Source organism: Acinetobacter lwoffii, from assembly GCF_029024105.1.
GTDB lineage: Bacteria > Pseudomonadota > Gammaproteobacteria > Pseudomonadales > Moraxellaceae > Acinetobacter > Acinetobacter lwoffii.
Window position 1 is genome coordinate 2688081 of record NZ_CP118963.1, and the last position, 16675, is coordinate 2704755.

General features: G+C 46.3%; 15 protein-coding genes. 11 read left to right on the forward strand and 4 right to left on the reverse strand.

What is annotated here, in order from left to right:
- Positions 1 to 116 precede the first annotated feature (116 nt).
- The 6 genes from leuS (at position 117) to PYW33_RS13015 (ending at position 9375) form a co-directional block, all read left to right on the forward strand.
- Positions 117 to 2738: a leucine--tRNA ligase gene (gene leuS / locus PYW33_RS12990; RefSeq protein WP_004647449.1), complete on the forward strand. Its 2622-nt coding sequence runs from the start codon at positions 117 to 119 to the stop codon at positions 2736 to 2738.
- Between the two features lie 207 nt (positions 2739 to 2945).
- A complete protein-coding gene (locus tag PYW33_RS12995) occupies positions 2946 to 3479 on the forward strand; it encodes an LPS-assembly lipoprotein LptE (RefSeq protein WP_004647448.1) in 534 nt (177 codons plus the stop codon).
- Between the two features lie 9 nt (positions 3480 to 3488).
- Positions 3489 to 4475 (forward strand): DNA polymerase III subunit delta, encoded by a 987-nt coding sequence (gene holA, locus PYW33_RS13000; protein ID WP_004647447.1) that lies wholly within the window; start codon positions 3489 to 3491, stop codon positions 4473 to 4475.
- Positions 4476 to 4599: 124 nt separating this feature from the next.
- Positions 4600 to 5961, forward strand: coding sequence for a MacA family efflux pump subunit (locus tag PYW33_RS13005; protein WP_004647446.1), 1362 nt, complete (start codon positions 4600 to 4602; stop codon positions 5959 to 5961).
- Between the two features lie 2 nt (positions 5962 to 5963).
- Positions 5964 to 7940 carry a MacB family efflux pump subunit gene (locus PYW33_RS13010; protein WP_004647445.1) on the forward strand — a complete coding sequence of 659 codons (1977 nt, stop codon included), beginning with the start codon at positions 5964 to 5966 and terminating at the stop codon, positions 7938 to 7940.
- A 10-nt stretch (positions 7941 to 7950) separates the two neighbouring features.
- A complete protein-coding gene (locus tag PYW33_RS13015) occupies positions 7951 to 9375 on the forward strand; it encodes an efflux transporter outer membrane subunit (protein ID WP_004647444.1) in 1425 nt (474 codons plus the stop codon).
- A 67-nt stretch (positions 9376 to 9442) separates the two neighbouring features.
- Here the strand turns inward: PYW33_RS13015 and PYW33_RS13020 are convergent, their stop codons facing one another.
- Both PYW33_RS13020 and PYW33_RS13025 read right to left on the reverse strand, forming a co-directional pair.
- A complete protein-coding gene (locus tag PYW33_RS13020) occupies positions 9443 to 11278 on the reverse strand; it encodes a tetratricopeptide repeat protein (protein ID WP_004647443.1) in 1836 nt (611 codons plus the stop codon).
- A gap of 98 nt (positions 11279 to 11376) precedes the next feature.
- Positions 11377 to 12147 (reverse strand): tRNA threonylcarbamoyladenosine dehydratase, encoded by a 771-nt coding sequence (locus PYW33_RS13025; protein ID WP_004647442.1) that lies wholly within the window; start codon positions 12145 to 12147, stop codon positions 11377 to 11379.
- 182 nt (positions 12148 to 12329) lie between these two features.
- Here PYW33_RS13025 and PYW33_RS13030 point away from each other — a divergent pair, with 182 nt between their 5' ends.
- A complete protein-coding gene (locus PYW33_RS13030) occupies positions 12330 to 12581 on the forward strand; it encodes a hypothetical protein (protein ID WP_004647441.1) in 252 nt (83 codons plus the stop codon).
- A gap of 36 nt (positions 12582 to 12617) precedes the next feature.
- Here PYW33_RS13030 and orn read toward each other — a convergent pair whose 3' ends face one another.
- Positions 12618 to 13175: an oligoribonuclease gene (gene orn, locus PYW33_RS13035; RefSeq protein ID WP_004278381.1), complete on the reverse strand. Its 558-nt coding sequence runs from the start codon at positions 13173 to 13175 to the stop codon at positions 12618 to 12620.
- Positions 13176 to 13300: 125 nt separating this feature from the next.
- Between orn and rsgA the strand changes: the two genes are divergently transcribed.
- From rsgA to secB, 4 genes are all read left to right on the forward strand, one after another.
- Complete coding sequence (rsgA, locus tag PYW33_RS13040; RefSeq protein WP_004278384.1) at positions 13301 to 14359, forward strand: ribosome small subunit-dependent GTPase A; 1059 nt, start codon at positions 13301 to 13303, stop codon at positions 14357 to 14359.
- A gap of 93 nt (positions 14360 to 14452) precedes the next feature.
- On the forward strand, positions 14453 to 14860 hold the full coding sequence (locus PYW33_RS13045) for a rhodanese-like domain-containing protein (RefSeq protein ID WP_004647440.1): 408 nt from the start codon (positions 14453 to 14455) through the stop codon (positions 14858 to 14860).
- A 21-nt stretch (positions 14861 to 14881) separates the two neighbouring features.
- Entirely contained in the window at positions 14882 to 15136 is a 255-nt protein-coding gene (grxC, locus tag PYW33_RS13050) for a glutaredoxin 3 (RefSeq protein ID WP_004278388.1), read from the forward strand.
- Between the two features lie 38 nt (positions 15137 to 15174).
- Complete coding sequence (secB, locus tag PYW33_RS13055) at positions 15175 to 15633, forward strand: protein-export chaperone SecB (RefSeq protein WP_004647439.1); 459 nt, start codon at positions 15175 to 15177, stop codon at positions 15631 to 15633.
- Positions 15634 to 15808: 175 nt separating this feature from the next.
- On the opposite strand, the gene PYW33_RS13060 is transcribed toward secB, so the two are convergent.
- Positions 15809 to 16615: an enoyl-ACP reductase FabI gene (locus tag PYW33_RS13060; protein WP_004647438.1), complete on the reverse strand. Its 807-nt coding sequence runs from the start codon at positions 16613 to 16615 to the stop codon at positions 15809 to 15811.
- Positions 16616 to 16675 lie beyond the last annotated feature (60 nt).

Genomic DNA, 16675 nt, shown 5'->3' on the forward strand with positions numbered 1-16675 from the left:
CTATATAGAACAGCGTGTTTTTTCTTCGGGAAATGCCGGCGCAAAATTCACTTTTAGGTACATTTTGCGCTATGCTGTGCAACAGACTTTTTTCACCGTAATTCACTGATACGTTTATGACTACTCACATTGATTCCGAATATCAAGCCAGTGCGATTGAGCCTCAAGTCCAACAGGATTGGGAATCTCGCAAAGCCTTTAAAGTTGCCGACAAAGTAGAAGGTCCACGTCGTTATATTCTCTCGATGTTCCCTTACCCAAGTGGCAAGCTACATATGGGTCATGTGCGTAACTATACGATTGGTGACGTGATCAGCCGTTTCCATCGCTTAAAAGGTGAAACTGTCCTGCAACCGATGGGTTGGGATGCTTTTGGTCTGCCTGCTGAAAACGCAGCGATTGCACACCAGGTTGCACCGGCAAAATGGACATTTGAAAATATTGCTTACATGCGTGACCAGTTGAAAAAACTCGGTCTAGCCGTAGATTGGGATCGTGAATTTGCGACCTGTACCCCTGAATACTATCGTTGGGAACAATGGCTATTTGTTCAGCTTTATAAAAAAGGCTTGATCTACCGTAAGCTTTCAACCGTGAATTGGGATCCGGTCGATCAGACTGTTCTTGCCAACGAACAGGTTGAAAATGGTCGTGGCTGGCGTTCAGGTGCATTGGTAGAAAAGCGTGATATTCCAATGTACTACTTCCGCATCACTGATTATGCGCAAGAGTTACTTGACGATTTAGACACGCTTAAAGATGGCTGGCCACAACAAGTGTTGACCATGCAGCGTAACTGGATTGGCCGCTCACAAGGGATGGACATCACTTTCCCTTCAGCAAATCCTGACGTGTATGCAGATGGTTTAACGGTATTTACTACCCGTGCCGATACCTTGATGGGCGTGACCTATGTTGCAGTTGCAGCAGAACACCCGATGGCGCTGAAAGCGGCTGAAACAAACCCAGAATTGGCTGCATTCATTGAAGAATGCCGTATGGGTTCTGTGGCAGAAGCGGATCTTGCGACTGCCGAGAAGAAAGGCATGGCAACCGGTCTTTCTGTGAAGCATCCTGTGACTGGCGAAGAAGTTCCGGTCTGGATCGCCAACTATGTATTGATGTCTTATGGTTCAGGTGCAGTGATGGCGGTTCCATCACATGATGAACGTGACTTCGAATTTGCCAATAAATATAGCTTGACCATCAAGCAAGTGATTGATGCTAAAGGCGCAGATGATGCTGACTTTGATGCGACTCAATGGCAAGAATGGTACGGCTCTAAAGAAGGCAAACTGGTTAATTCAGGCGAATTTGACGGTTTAGATTTTCAGGGTGCATACGATGCATTTCTTGCTAAATTAGAACCAACAGGCCTGGCAAGTTCTAAAGTTCAATTCCGTTTACGTGACTGGGGTGTATCTCGTCAGCGTTATTGGGGTTGTCCAATTCCAATGATTAACTGTCCATCATGTGGTCAAGTGCCAGTACCTGAAGAGCAGCTTCCTGTGGTTCTTCCGACTGACGTTGTTCCAGATGGTTCAGGTAACCCGTTGAACAAAATGCCTGAATTCTACAAAACGTCATGCCCAAGCTGTGGTGGCGATGCTCGTCGTGAAACAGATACGCTGGATACCTTCGTGGAATCATCTTGGTACTATGCACGTTATGCATCTCCCGACTTTACGGGTGGCATGGTAAAACCAGAAGCTGGCCAAACTTGGTTGCCTGTAAACCAGTACATCGGTGGTGTTGAACACGCGATTCTGCATTTGTTATATGCGCGTTTCTTCCACAAATTGATGCGCGATGAAGGCGTAGTACAAGGCAATGAACCATTCACTAACTTGTTAACGCAAGGTATGGTGCTAGCAGATACCTTCTATCGTGAAGCTGAATCTGGCAAGAAAACCTGGTTTAACCCTGCGGATATCGAACTTGAAAAAGACGAAAAAGGCCGTGTGCTTTCTGCCAAATATAAAGAAGATGGCCAAGAAGTTGTGGTTGGCGGTCAGGAAAAAATGTCGAAATCGAAAAATAACGGTATCGACCCGCAATCGATTATTGACCAGTACGGCGCAGATACGGCACGCGTGTTCATGATGTTCGCAGCACCACCAGATCAATCACTGGAATGGTCTGATGCCGGTGTTGAGGGTGCAAACCGCTTCCTGAAACGTGTATGGCGTTTAGCAACAGGTTTCCTTGAAAAAGCGAATACTGCTGCCAGCATCGACAAAACTGCTCTTTCAACGGCCGCGCAAGACCTACGTCGTAAAACTCACGAAACCATCCAGAAAGTCGGTGATGACATCGAACGTCGTCATGCATTTAACACTGCCATTGCTGCATTGATGGAACTTCTAAACGCGAACAACAAATTTGAAGCCCAAGATGACAATGACGTGGCGGTTGCACGTGAATCGATTACCACGCTGTTAACTTTACTTGCACCATTTGCACCGCATTTAAGCCAGACTTTATTGGCCGAATTTGGGATTGGATTGAATTCAACTTTATTCCCTGCGGTAGATGAATCTGCGCTGACACGTAATACACAAACGATTGTGGTTCAAGTCAACGGTAAACTCCGTGGTAAGTTAGAAGTATCAGTCGATGCTTCTAAAGATGATATTTTGGCTCAAGCCAAAGCATTGCCTGAAGTTCAACAATTCTTGACTGGCCCAACCAAGAAAGAAATTGTGGTACCGAATAAATTAGTGAATTTGGTGGTTTAAGTCCTTACATTCCCTCTCCTTTCAGGAGAGGGTTAGGGAGAGGTAAATATATAAACCCTCATCCTAACCTTCTCCCAAAGGGAGAAGGAACTTTATGAAGGATTTCAAAATTCCCAAACAAAGCCCGTTGCCAGCCAACGGGCTTTGACTTTACAATCCAGTTCAGGATTTCGAATATTCCCCTTCGGGAAGCATAGAGGGCAACACATGCATTTGGGCAAACGTTTAGCAGCAATTGTTTTAACTTGTGGTCTGAGTGCAGGCTTAGTCGGCTGTGGTTTTCATCTGAAAGGGACCAATCCGAGTTCCGCACCTGTTGCTTACTCTGTCATGAACCTGTCTTTACCGCCCAATACTGAAGAACTGCAAGAGAAACTGGCGGTTTACCTCGGTGCTGCAGGTGTACAGCTGAGTAATGCACCCAATGCTTATGTGTTACGTGTCCTGGATTACACCCCTCGCCGTCTGGAACTAAACGGTAAACTGGTTGAAACCTTATTACGTTTAAACGTGACTTTCCGGATTGAAGATGCACAAGGCAATCCAATCACTGAACCACGCACTGTGGTGGCAACACGTACGTATCAATATGATATTGAAACAGTCAACACCGATGACCAGGAACAAAAATATCTGAATCAGGTCATTATTGATGATGTGGCGCAACAGATCGCGCGTCAGATTTCATCGAACCGCTTACCCTTAGCCAAACAAAATACTCCAGCGCAACCTGCTCAATAAGACCACCTTATGAAACTTGATTATCTGCAAGCCCTGAAACGTGTCGATGAAGCTCGCGGTGCTTGGGTATTGCATGGTCAAGAGCCTTTGCTGGAACAGAATTTAATTGACGCCTTTCGCAGCAGCTGGCAAAAACAGGACATTGAACGTCAACGCTATGACATTAGTTCGGTCGCTGACTGGAAAACCGTCTTTAATGCTCTGAACAGTCTGTCGCTATTTTCAACACAGCTGGCGATTGAAGTGCATGGCAATATCAAGCCAGATGCAAGTAGTCTTAAACTGCTAAAAAGCTATTTACAACAAGACAGCGATAATTTGCTATTAGTGGTGATGCCCAAGCAAGATGCGAGTAGCCTAAAAACCAGCTTTTTTCAGGTCATTGATGCCAATGGCGTCAATGTTTCGCTGGTGGCCAATTATCCCAAAGACCGGCAGCAGATTCTGGGTATTGAAGCTGAAAAACTCGGCATTCGTTTAGCCAATGATGCCTGGCAATGGCTGGAACAACATCATGAGCACAACCTGCTTGCGGCAAAGAACAGCCTGATGCGGGTCAGCGATACCTTTGCTGAAATCGATGTGATTCAGGTGGAGCATTTATATGCATGTTTACAAGATCAGTCACGTTATAGCACCTATGATTTGAGCGATGCCCTGCTACAAGGCAATCTTTCCCAGTCGATCAAGATTTTTCAGTATCTGGTCGCTTCAGGTGAACCGATGAGCCTGATTTTATGGAGTCTCAGCAAGGAAATGCGTCTGTTGATGCAGCTGTTTGAACAACCGCAAAATGCCTTGCAAATCGGGATCTGGAAAACCAAAGTCGGGTTATATCAACAGGCCTTGCGCCGTCTTAGTCCGCAGACTTTTCTGGCCTGGCCGGGGTTATTATTAAGAATTGATGCCTCGATTAAAGGATTTGGACATGAGAATCCGGAGCATCTGGTACTACAGGCGATTTCCAGTATCTGTGGCAAGCCCCTATTTCACTAAGTCTTTGTCAAAATTCGAAAAATAAAATAATAATCATTCCTATTAGTTTAAAAAAATACACGATTTATCCTAATTTCGCTTTTATAATCGTTCACAATTCTCTGATTTTGAACCGATATTGATCATGCCAAAAATAAAACCGACGAAATTGATTATGGCCGCCGTGATTGCCATTGCGCTCATCGCTGCGGGGTGGTACTTCCTCAAACCCAAAGAACAGCCTCCGCAATATATTACGGCTGAAGTCACCCAAGGCGATATCGAAAGCTCTGTACTGGCAACTGGTATTCTGGAAGCGACCAAGATGGTCAGCGTGGGGGCGCAGGTTTCGGGTCAGGTCAGAAAAATGTATGTAGAACTGGGCGATCAGGTCAAGCAAGGTCAGCTGATTGCGCGGATTGACTCCGTTCGTCAGGAAAATGATTTAAAAACCGCTGAAGCCAGCATTAAAAATCAGATGGCACAACTTGCAGTAAGACAGGCGAATTTGGCCAAAGTTGAAGCTGAATACAACCGTCAAAAAGCCATGTATGCACAGGATGCCACTTCTCGCTCAGAGCTAGAATCTGCATTTGCGAACTATAAAACAGCACAAGCGGATATTACTGCCATCAATGCACAGATTGAACAGTCACGTTTGACGCTGGCGACTGCCAAAGAAGATCTTGGCTATACCCAGATTGTGGCCCCGATGGATGGCACAATTGTGGCGATTGTGACCGAAGAAGGTCAGACTGTAAACGCCAACCAGAGTGCGCCGACCATTGTCAAACTGGCCAAACTCGACACCATGACCATTAAAGCTGAAATTTCTGAAGCAGATGTCATGAAAGTTGAAGAAGGTCAGACGGTTTATTTCACCACCTTAGGTAATAACGAGAAAAAGATTTACGCTAAACTGCGTCAGGTTGAGCCTGCACCCAATTCAATTAATACCGATAGCAATACATCAAGCTCATCGTCAAGTTCTGCGGTGTATTACAACGCATTGTTCGATGTCCCGAATGAAGATGGAAAATTGCGTATTGATATGACGGCGCAAGTTTATATCGTGCTGGATGAAGCCAAAAATGTACTGACCATTCCTGCTGCAGCCATTCAAGGTTCAAACCGTCCGCCACGTGCCAATCGTGGTGAAGCTCGTGGTGAGGGTTCTCGCGGTGAAGGCGGCCCGGCATCACGTTCTGAAGCTGAATCGGCTCAAGGCAACCGCCCTGCCGCTGAACGTCCAGCGCGTCTAAACCTGTCTGAAGCAGAACTTGCGCTGATTGAGCAAGGTAAAGCACAGCGTGGCATGGTTCGTGTCTTGCAAGCCGATGGTACTGCAAAACCAACCCCTGTATTAATCGGTTTGAATAACCGCGCGACTGCGCAAGTGCTGAAAGGTTTAAAACGTGGTGATCAGGTGGTGATTGCCGATGGTTCTGATACCTCCAATGATGCAGCAAAACGCGGTGGCAATAGCCGTGGCCCAATGAGAATGTAAGCATGAATTCACAACAACAGCCTCTCCTCGAGGTGAAAAATCTGGTTCGTGAATTCCCTGCGGGTGAAAGCACGGTCCAGATTTTAAAAGGGGTGAATCTGGAGATTTATCCAGGTGAACTGGTGGCGATTGTCGGCCAGTCCGGTTCCGGTAAATCAACCCTGATGAACATTCTGGGTTGTCTGGACAAACCAACTACCGGTAGCTACAAGGTCAAAGGCCGTGAAACCCGCGAACTGGAAGCGGATGAACTCGCGCAATTACGCCGTGAATATTTCGGCTTTATTTTCCAGCGTTATCATTTACTGGGCGATTTAAACGCAGCAGGCAATGTCGAAGTTCCTGCGATTTATGCTGGTGCAGATTCATCTGAACGGCATGCACGAGCCGTCAAGATTCTGACCGATCTGGGGCTGGGTGAAAAAACCCTGAACCGTCCGAGTCAGCTCTCTGGTGGTCAGCAGCAACGGGTTTCGATTGCCCGTGCGCTGATGAATGGCGGTGACGTGATTTTGGCCGATGAACCGACAGGTGCATTGGATAAGAACAGCGGTATTGAAGTGATGCGTATTTTGCGTGAACTGAATGCCAAAGGTCATACCATCATTCTGGTCACGCATGATCATAATGTAGCGAAAAATGCGACGCGTATTATCGAGATTTCAGACGGCAATATCATTTCCGACCAACCCAATGTTCCTGAAGTCGAAGAGCATCTGGAAAAACAGCCGCTAATCCGCAGTGAACAAAAGAAGATTTCTTCATGGCGTTCTGCAGTTGACCGTCTAGGTGAAGCCTTTCGTATGGCCTTGCTGGCCATGAATGCACATCGCATGCGGACTTTCCTGACCATGCTCGGAATCATTATCGGTATCGCTTCGGTGGTCTCGGTGGTCGCGCTGGGCAATGGCTCACAAAAACAGATTCTGGAAAATATCAGTAGTCTGGGGACCAATACCATTACTGTATTTCAGGGTCGAGGCTTTGGGGACAATTCCAGATCTTCACAGTCCAAAACCCTGATTCCGGCCGATGCCGATGCGCTGGCTGAACAACCGTATGTCGATGGCGTCAGCCCATCGGTGAATAGCAGTGTCACCGGCCGTTATAAAGAAATCGAAGCTTCAACCACGGTCAACGGCGTCAGTGAAGATTTCTTTTATGTGCGTGGCATGACTTTCCAGTCCGGTCAGCCCTTTGACCGCAGTAGCGTCATGCAACAGGCACAAGATGTTGTCATTGACACCAATACCAAAAATACCTTCTTTAAAGATGGTACTAATCCGGTGGGACAGGTGATTTTACTCGGTAGCGTCCCGAGCCGGATTATCGGGGTGATTGATGCACAAAAAGGCATGATGGGCAATAATGACAGCCTGAATGTCTACCTGCCGTATTCTACCGTGATGAGTCGTATGCTGGGGCAATCTAACGTTCGCAGCATCATTGTGCGGATTAAGGATGAATATCCAAGTGCGGCGGCTGAAAATGCAATTTTAAACCTGTTGGTACAGCGCCATGGCGCGCAGGATGTGTTTACCCAGAATGCCGACAGTATTCGTGAAACCATTCAGCAGACCACAGCGACTATGACGCTTTTAATTTCGGCGATTGCTGTGATTTCACTGGTGGTCGGCGGGATCGGGGTGATGAATATCATGCTGGTGTCCGTGACTGAACGTACTCAGGAAATTGGGGTGCGGATGGCAGTGGGTGCACGTCAAAGTGATATTTTGCAGCAGTTCCTGATTGAAGCAGTGCTGGTGTGTATTTTAGGCGGTATTTTGGGGGTGCTGCTCTCGCTCGGGATTGGCCAGCTAATTACCCACTTTGCCGGCGGTACTTTCCAGATGGCCTATTCAACCACTTCGATTGTGGCTGCCTTTGTCTGCTCAAGCCTGATCGGGATTGTGTTTGGCTTTATCCCGGCACGTAATGCCGCTCGTCTGAATCCAGTCGATGCGCTTTCTCGCGAATAAGGAACCTGATATGCAAATGAATTTAACCAAGCTTGCCAGTGCCCTGTTGCTGGGAAGCTCGCTGACCGGTTGTGCGGCAGTGGTAAAAACACCTTATGAGCAGCCTGCGATCAATATGCCGGGCAACTTTCAAAATAATAAGGTTTTAAGTCAGCAGATCCATGCCGACATTCTGGCAGATCAATGGTGGACCTTATTTAAAGATCCGCAATTGAACAGTTTGGTCGATCAAGTGCTGGCGCAGAATACAGATCTGGCGGTGGCTGGCATCAGTTTACAGCAGGCGCGCATTCAGGCCAGACAGGCACAAAGCCAGCAAGGCGTCCGTGTCCGTGTCGGTGATGCACGAATTTCAACGGGCCAGCGTTTTGATCTGGAGGGTGGCAGCAATGCTTCGACGGGTCTTTCACTGGGCTATCCGGGCTTAAGCTATGAACTGGATCTGTTTGGCAAACTGGCCAATCAGACTGAAGCGGCGCGCTGGGAGGCCTTAGCCTCTGAAGAAGACTTGCAGGCAACTGCTCAGAGCCTGATCGGCACCACAGCGCAACTCTATTGGCAACTGGCTTATCTGAATGAACGTTATAGCGTGGTACAGCAAAATCTGGCGACCGCGCAAAAAACCTATGATCTGGTGCGAGTGCAATATCGTGCCGGCGCAGTATCCGGTCTGGATTTAACCCAGGCGGAACAGGCGATTCAAAGCCAACAGGCAACCTTAAGCCAGATTGAACAACAACGTGTGGAAACACGTACCGGACTCGCGGTATTGCTGCACATGCCGGTTCAACAGCTCGCGATTCAAGAGCCAAGCCGTTTACCGAATATTCAATTGCCGAGTATTCAGGCTGACTTACCGGCGAGTTTATTGTCACGTCGTCCTGACCTTCGAGCGACTGAACTGCGCTTGCGTAAGGCACTGGCCAATAAAGATGCCAACAAAGCCAGCTACTATCCATCCATTAGTTTGACCGGCAATCTGACCACCGGTATTGGCAGCAGTACGTCCCTCTCGAATGCACTGAAAAATCCGGTTGCAACTTTAGGTGCAGGTCTGACCTTGCCTTTCCTGCAATGGAATGACATGAAACGTGATCTGCAAGTCAATGAGCTGGAATATGAAAAAGCCATTATCCAGTATCGCCAGACCATGTACGAAGCCTTTGCCGATGTGGAAAATGCCTTGTCGAATCGTACTGAGCTCACTAAGCAGGTTGCATTACAGCAACGCAATGTTGAGCTGACAGAAAGAACTGAACGCTTGACTGAAGTGCGTTATCGTAATGGTGCGGTGGCGTTGAAAAACCTGCTGGATGCACAGGAAACTACGCGCAATGCGCGGCTGTCTTTGGTGCAAACCAGACAGAACCAGTACAATGCTTATGTCACCTTGATGCAGGCATTGGGTGGTAGCCCGATTAAACAATTACCTTAACAAAGCTTGATCCATAAAAAAACCGCTGTCAGACAGCGGTTTTTTAGCTCATATGATTTGAGTCAGTTTATTTCATTTGCAAATACGCATTCACATTTTTCAATAATTCAGTGGATCGCTCATGTCCGAGTAAACTGCCTTTTTCCAGCCAGTCCCGTGCGATTCTGATATCACGCTCCACGCCAATTCCCTTGGTATATAAACGTCCAAGATGGCTATAAGCATCCGCATTTACCTGCGCTGCCGCCTGCTGATAATACTGTACGGCTTGCTCAATATTGCTCTCAACACCTTGACCCTGTTCATATGCTTCACCCAGAGCATTCAGTGCTACACCATTCTGCTGAGCGGCTGCTTTTTGCAGATAGCTCAAGCCTAAGGCAATATCCTGCGCAATCTGTTGGCCTTTAAGATATTTCAAGCCCAATTCTGCCTGTGCTTGGGCATGACCCAATTGCGCAGCCTGATGCAGATAACGATTTGCTAGCTCTAAATTGTTCACAAAGACAGGATAAATGCCTGACAGAGCTTGGTACAGGAACCATGCCGCCTCTTTCGAACCTTTCGCAACCGCCTGATTCAGGTACTGGACAGCTTTATTACGTGTCGGCAATGGATATTCAGCCAGACTATAAAATCGGCCGACGCTATAAATTAAATCCGCTTCAGATTGAGCTTCAATCAGCCAATACTGCTGTGCCGCGCTCTGAATCATTTGTGTGGCTTTGCCCGTATCTTTAACTGTGCCTACACCGTTTAAATAACACAGCGCCAGCCCCATCCCTGCAGACACATCATCAGGACTAAGCTGATAGGCAGCCTGATATAACTCAAATGCTTTTTGCGGTTCGTTGGCCACCAGGTGCTGCTCAAAATACAGCGCAGCAATCATGCATAATGCAGGCGCATGCTGACTGTTGGCCGCTTCCGACCAGTAACGAAATGCCATGGTTTCATTTTTATCAACATACCAGCCATGAAAATAAGCCAGTCCGATTAAGGTCTTGGCGTGTGCATCGGCGTGTTCTTTGGACTGCTGCAATAAATGCTGGAACACGCGTTGACGCTGGTCGGTATCGATACGGCCTTGTAACACACCGGCATAATAATCATAGAGACCTTTCTGGTCACCGAGACTGATACAGCGTTTAATAAATTGCAGCGATTGCATCAGGTCTTGGGGGAGAATCTGTCCATGCCCATAATCATCGGCGATCTGCTGATTAGCGGCCAAATGATCTTGTTGTGCCGCCAGAAACAGATAATGAATTCCTTGCACTAAATCTTGGGTTGTTGAATCTGCCAAATAATACTGAGCCAACTGATACTGCGAATTGGCATGACCCTGCCCGGCATTTTGAATTAATAATGCCAGACGCTGTTTTTCTGCAGTCATCTCGTTTTGAGGCTGGCCTTCGGTAGAAGAAAGTTCAGTAATACGATATTGGGCATCCAGATTGCCACGTGCTACCGCATGTCGGTACCAGTACAGCGCTTTTTCCGGGTCAGCCATTTGATAGCGTTGCTCCTCATGAATCTGCCCTAGATGATAAGCTGCGTCATCACTGCCCAGATGAAAGGCTTTATCGAGATAACTGATGGCTGTTTCCGTATTTTGCGCATGTCCCAGACCCTGCAAATGCATCAGCCCCATGCCGACATAAGCCTGTGGAATTTCCTGTTGCTGGGCAAGATTCTGGTAAATCTGATAGGCGCGTGCATAATTCGGATGTTCAGGATCTGAACTCAAACGTGCTGCATGTTTCAGTTGAGCATCAATCTGCTCAATCCATAAATCATGTTGTACAGCCTTCGCCTGATCACGTTTCACCGGATCCGGACGTTTCCACATCCAGATCGCCAACGCCCCTATCCCCAAAATCAGTACCAGCAAGAACCACATAGCTGCTCCAAAACATTATTTTTGTTCTGCAAATGAATCCTTTCATTCTAAACGCCAGTTTAAAAAAAGCACATAGATTGTGCTTTTTATTTTTTAAATCAGGCTTTTGCTCTTTTATTATCGAGTTTTTTCAAGCCTTCTGCTACAGCGACCATGGCAAAGCTCGAAGTCACCACCACGGCAGAGCCATAACCACCACAGCGCAAGCCGGCACTGGCGCAGACATCGGCACTGGAGAATGGATTATCGATGGAATAGACACAAGTAATGCCGAATTTTTCTTTGGGCTTTTTGCAGATGCCTTTGCTGCGTAACTGGGCACGTAATTTGGCCAGCATCGGATCCTGTTCGGTTTTAGATAAATCGGCGACCCGAATTTTCAGCGGGTCCAGTTTACCCCCTGCCCCGCCCGATACAATTAAAGGAATCTTGTTAAAGCGACAATGTAGCATCAGAGCAAATTTGGCTTTGACATCGTCAATACAGTCGAGGATTAAATCTGGATCACCTGCTAAAATTTCTTTGATATTTTCAGGCGTCAGGTAATCATCGATCAGATTAATTTTAATCCGTGGATTAATTGCGCGGCAACGTTCAGCCATGATTTCAATTTTTTCATGACCCAGTGTGGTGCTCATGGCAGGTAATTGACGGTTAATATTAGAGGCCGCCACCACATCCATATCGACCAAGCTCAGTTCGCCCACACCGCTACGTGCCAGTGCTTCTACCGCCCATGAACCGACACCACCGATGCCTATCACCATCACATGACTTTTTTCATAATGGTTAAAGCTGTCTTCTCCATAAATTTTGGCAACACCAGCAAAACGGCGATCATATTCATCATCTTGAAGCAGGTCGGTCATAGGTCATCTATAGCAATAAAAATACCGGATCATTTTAGCAAAATCCGCTTTTCTTTACCGCCACTAAATTTTTGATCGATTTAAATGACATTCAGGTTGGATGAGAGCGACAACCCACTCGAGATTGACTAAAATATCAACAAATTAATTCTATGTCATTTGGCCAAAAGGAGTGAAATGTCATGCTATTTAACACCCTTTTGGGTTTGAACGTGCTTTGTATCGGGCTTTATTTTTATGTTCTGATCAGCCAAAAGAACAAAAATTATTATCTCAGCATTCTCATTCGTTTAATGACTTTAGGATTATTTGGCTTGGTTATTTTCGATCGTTATGAAACACAGAATCATCTGATCGTGTTATTGCTCTCGTGGGTAGGCTTTGAAAGCATGGAGCAGTTTTACACTAGAAAGAAATCCAGTTCAGTAAAATAAAAAAGAGGCTTGCGCCTCTTTTCAGTTCATCGAAATTTAGTCTTTATTCATGATAAAGAAATATTGACGATAATATTTCAGTTCCGCAATCGAATCACGAATGTCATCCATTGCCAGATGCGAAGCATTTTTCTTGAGGCCACTCATGATTTCCGGGCGCCAGCGTTTGGCCAGCTCTTTCACTGACGATACATCCAGATTACGGTAATGGAAATACTGCTCCAGTTCAGGCATCAGGCGGTGCAAGAAACGGCGATCCTGACAGATCGAGTTACCACACATCGGTGAAGATTTTGGATTCACCCATTTTTTCAGAAATTCAATAGTTTGCTGCTCGGCATCCTGAGCGGTCAGTTTACTGCGACGTACACGCTCAATCAGACCGGACTGGCCATGCTGGCGAGTGTTCCACTCATCCATGGCATTTAACAGACGTGCAGGCTGATGTACCGCAAGCACAGGACCTTCTGCCAAAATATTCAAATTGTCATCGGTTACAATTGTTGCAATTTCAATAATTTGATCATTGTCTGTGTCTAGACCTGTCATTTCAAGGTCAATCCAAATCAGGCGGGTATCAGCGGTGCTGCTCATAAATGTGCAATCTTATTGGGTTTAAAAACAACTATAGTAGCAAATTAATTACATCTTGGGTGTCATTCGGGGGCTGCTTCATGCTATTTTTGCCATCTGATTTACCCGGTTTTTTTAGGATATGAATGGCCTTAATACGTAAGCGTCGTCTGACAGAGCAACAACAGCGCCGCATTCAGAAACAACAGAAAACACGTCAAGAAGATCTCGATACCTCCAGTGATCTTGAAGGTTTAGTAGTGCAACATTATGGCCGCCAACTTGAAGTGCAAGCTTTGTCTCGTCCTGACATTCACCCTGAAAAACCTGTGGTCGCCGATGGTGAGCCTGAACCCTTCTGGAAAGAGATTGAACTGGACAGCGTCTGGCGCTGTCATACCCGAACCAATCTGGATTTATTGGTAACGGGTGACCGGGTCAAATGGCAAGCCGATCCGAATACCGGTTTAGGGATTATCACCGCGATTCATCCCCGTAAATCCTTATTGACCCGTCCTGACCGCTATCACAAGGTTAAACCGGTAGCGGCCAATATTTCACTGATTGTGATTGTGTTTGCACCATTGCCTGAGCCGGCGCCAGGTCTAATCGACCGTTATCTAGTGGCCTGTGCCGATGCCGACATTCCCGCATTGCTGGTAATGAATAAAGCCGATTTATTGAAAGAAAACGATCCGATTCTGACTCTGCTGCAAGAATATCAAGACCTTGGTTATGAGGTGATGCAGACCCAATCCGATGGCGACTTGACTGCACTATCTAATCGTCTGGAAAATGAAACGGTGGCTTTTGTTGGTCAATCTGGTGTGGGTAAAAGCACGCTGATTAATGCGATCGTGCCGGATGCCGCACAGAAAACCAATATTATTTCGGAAAACTCGGCACTCGGTCAACACACCACGACGTCAACGCGCTTGATCGGTTTTGGTGAAGGTGCGGCCCTGATTGACTCTCCGGGAATTCGTGAATTTGGCCTGTGGCATCTGACTTTAGATAAGGTACAAAGCGGCTTTCCTGAAATTGAAAATCTGCTCGGCCATTGTCAGTTCCGTAACTGTACCCATAAGCATGAAAAACAATGTGCTTTGCGTCAGGCTGCGGCCGAAGGTGAAATTTTGCCGCGCCGACTGGACAGCTATTTACGTTTAATCGACGAAATCACTGAAGCACAGCAAAAAAATTAATTTTCTTAACCCTTGGCCCTTGAAGCGGTGATTTTGATCACCATATTTATGAGCTATACTCTTGGCAATTTTAAAATTGTAATTAGGTGAATTGTGGAACGTTGGTTCGAGTTTATGGGGAATCACCCCTTCTTATTTGGAACACTCGCGGTATTAGTGGTTTTGTTCTTCATTATCGAAGGTCAACGTAACGGTCGCAAAATTTCTCCGCAATCGCTGGGAATTTTAGTCAAAGCAAAAAATGCCATGCTGGTTGATCTACGTGATGCCAAAGACTTCCGTGAAGGTCATATCAGCGGCAGCCGTAATATTCCATATAGCCAGATTACAAAACATGTTGAAGAGCTGAAAGCATCTGATCGCCCTTTGGTGTTCATTTGTAACCTTGGACAGGTGGCTGGTACTGCATTACAGCAGGTTGGTCATGCCGATGCCTACCGTCTTGATGGCGGCGTCAGCAACTGGAAAGCTCAAGGTTTACCTTTGGTGAAAAGCAAATAATCCACGAACAGGAGATTGATCATGGCTGAAGTTACTATTTACTCGACGACAGTGTGTCCTTATTGCGTGCGTGCAAAACAGCTACTGGAACGTAAGGGTGTGGCATATAAAGAGATTAACTTGTCTCAAGAAGCGCCTGAAGTACGTCTTGAATTGATGCAGCGTACCAATCACCGTACCGTGCCACAAATTTTTATTAATGATCAGTTCATCGGTGGTTTTGACCAACTTTATGCTTTAGAGCGTGAAGGCAAACTTGATGAATTGCTGGCTTAACCTTACTAAAATTATCACTTCATATTAAGGATCAAAAAATGAGTGAAGAACAACAAGCTCAACCACAATTGGCATTAGAGCGTATTTATACCAAAGATATTTCTTTTGAAGTTCCTGGGGCGCAAGTTTTTACCAAGCAATGGCAACCTGAGTTAAACATCAATCTTTCTTCTTCTGCAGAAAAAATTGATGAAACTCATTTTGAAGTAGCTTTGAAAGTCGTGGTTCAAGCGACCAACGAAGGTGATACCGCGTTTATCGTTGATGTGACTCAAGCCGGTATTTTCCTGGTAGATGGCGTTGAAGAAGAGCGTCTTCCATACATCCTAGGTGCATACTGCCCGAACATCCTGTTCCCTTTCCTACGTGAAGCAGTGAATGATATGGTGACTAAAGGCAGCTTCCCACAATTGCTATTGACTCCAATCAACTTTGATGCTGAATTTGAAGCCAATATGCAACGTGCGCAAGCTGCTGCTGTGGATGGTCAAGCTTAATCGCTGTTCTTCAAATCTAAAAAAGACCGCTTATGCGGTCTTTTTTATTGCCTTGAGTGGCCTCCCCCTTTATCAAAGGGGGAATGAGGGGGATTTTAATCATTTCCTCACTCAGAGAAAGAAGTCATTCCCCTCTCTCTAACTCTCTCCCTGAGGGAGAGAGGATTTATAGGACTTATTCCGCATCCGCCATCAAATCAGCGCTCATACCTACCGTATTGAAACCGGCATCGACATACAGGATTTCACCGGTAATTCCGTTAGCCCATGGCGAGCACAGGAATAATGCGGCATTACCGACATCTTCAATCGTCACATTACGTTTCAGTGGTGCAACTTTCTCATTCAGGTCAAGCATTTTACGGAATGATTTAATACCTGAAGCTGCCAAGGTACGGATTGGACCCGCAGAGATCGCGTTCACACGAATACCTTCCTGACCCAAGCTAGACGCCAAATAACGTACGCCTGCTTCTAAAGAGGCTTTGGCCATACCCATCACGTTATAGTTTGGCATTACACGCTCAGAACCTTGATAGGTCAATGTCAGCAAACAGCCTTGACGGACTTGCAGCAAAGGTTTTGCCGCACGTGCCATTGCAATAAAGCTATAAGCACTGATGTCATGTGCAATATTAAAGCCTTCACGATCCGTGATCTCGGTGAAGTCACCATCTAGCGTATGTGCCGGTGCAAAACCGATAGAATGCACTACGCCGTCCAGACCATCCCAGTGTTTAGCCAGTTCGGCAAATGCATGGTCAATTTCAGCATCGACTGCCACATCACAAGGAAAAACCAGTTTCGAACCAAACTGTTCAGCAAAGTCATCTACCCGCTTTTTCAGCTTTTCATTTGGATAAGTAAAAGCCAATTCAGCACCTTCACGATGCAATGCTTGAGCAATACCAAAAGCAATCGATAATTTACTCGCAATGCCCGCGATCAAGAAGCGCTTACCCGCCAAAAGTCCTTGTGCCATGTGAATCTCACCTAAAAGAATGTATATGGCATGATGCCAAGTCTGAAGCATTTTAGAAAT

Bases quoted from the DNA above. Each gene is read 5' to 3' on its own strand.
- leuS (WP_004647449.1), top strand. From the start codon at position 117: ATGACTACTCACATTGATTCCGAATATCAAGCCAGTGCGATTGAGCCT.
- PYW33_RS12995 (WP_004647448.1), top strand. From the start codon at position 2,946: ATGCATTTGGGCAAACGTTTAGCAGCAATTGTTTTAACTTGTGGTCTG.
- holA (WP_004647447.1), top strand. From the start codon at position 3,489: ATGAAACTTGATTATCTGCAAGCCCTGAAACGTGTCGATGAAGCTCGC.
- PYW33_RS13005 (WP_004647446.1), top strand. From the start codon at position 4,600: ATGCCAAAAATAAAACCGACGAAATTGATTATGGCCGCCGTGATTGCC.
- PYW33_RS13010 (WP_004647445.1), top strand. From the start codon at position 5,964: ATGAATTCACAACAACAGCCTCTCCTCGAGGTGAAAAATCTGGTTCGT.
- PYW33_RS13015 (WP_004647444.1), top strand. From the start codon at position 7,951: ATGCAAATGAATTTAACCAAGCTTGCCAGTGCCCTGTTGCTGGGAAGC.
- PYW33_RS13020 (WP_004647443.1), bottom strand. From the start codon at position 11,278: ATGTGGTTCTTGCTGGTACTGATTTTGGGGATAGGGGCGTTGGCGATC.
- PYW33_RS13025 (WP_004647442.1), bottom strand. From the start codon at position 12,147: ATGACCGACCTGCTTCAAGATGATGAATATGATCGCCGTTTTGCTGGT.
- PYW33_RS13030 (WP_004647441.1), top strand. From the start codon at position 12,330: ATGCTATTTAACACCCTTTTGGGTTTGAACGTGCTTTGTATCGGGCTT.
- orn (WP_004278381.1), bottom strand. From the start codon at position 13,175: ATGAGCAGCACCGCTGATACCCGCCTGATTTGGATTGACCTTGAAATG.
- rsgA (WP_004278384.1), top strand. From the start codon at position 13,301: ATGGCCTTAATACGTAAGCGTCGTCTGACAGAGCAACAACAGCGCCGC.
- grxC (WP_004278388.1), top strand. From the start codon at position 14,882: ATGGCTGAAGTTACTATTTACTCGACGACAGTGTGTCCTTATTGCGTG.
- secB (WP_004647439.1), top strand. From the start codon at position 15,175: ATGAGTGAAGAACAACAAGCTCAACCACAATTGGCATTAGAGCGTATT.
- PYW33_RS13060 (WP_004647438.1), bottom strand. From the start codon at position 16,615: ATGGCACAAGGACTTTTGGCGGGTAAGCGCTTCTTGATCGCGGGCATT.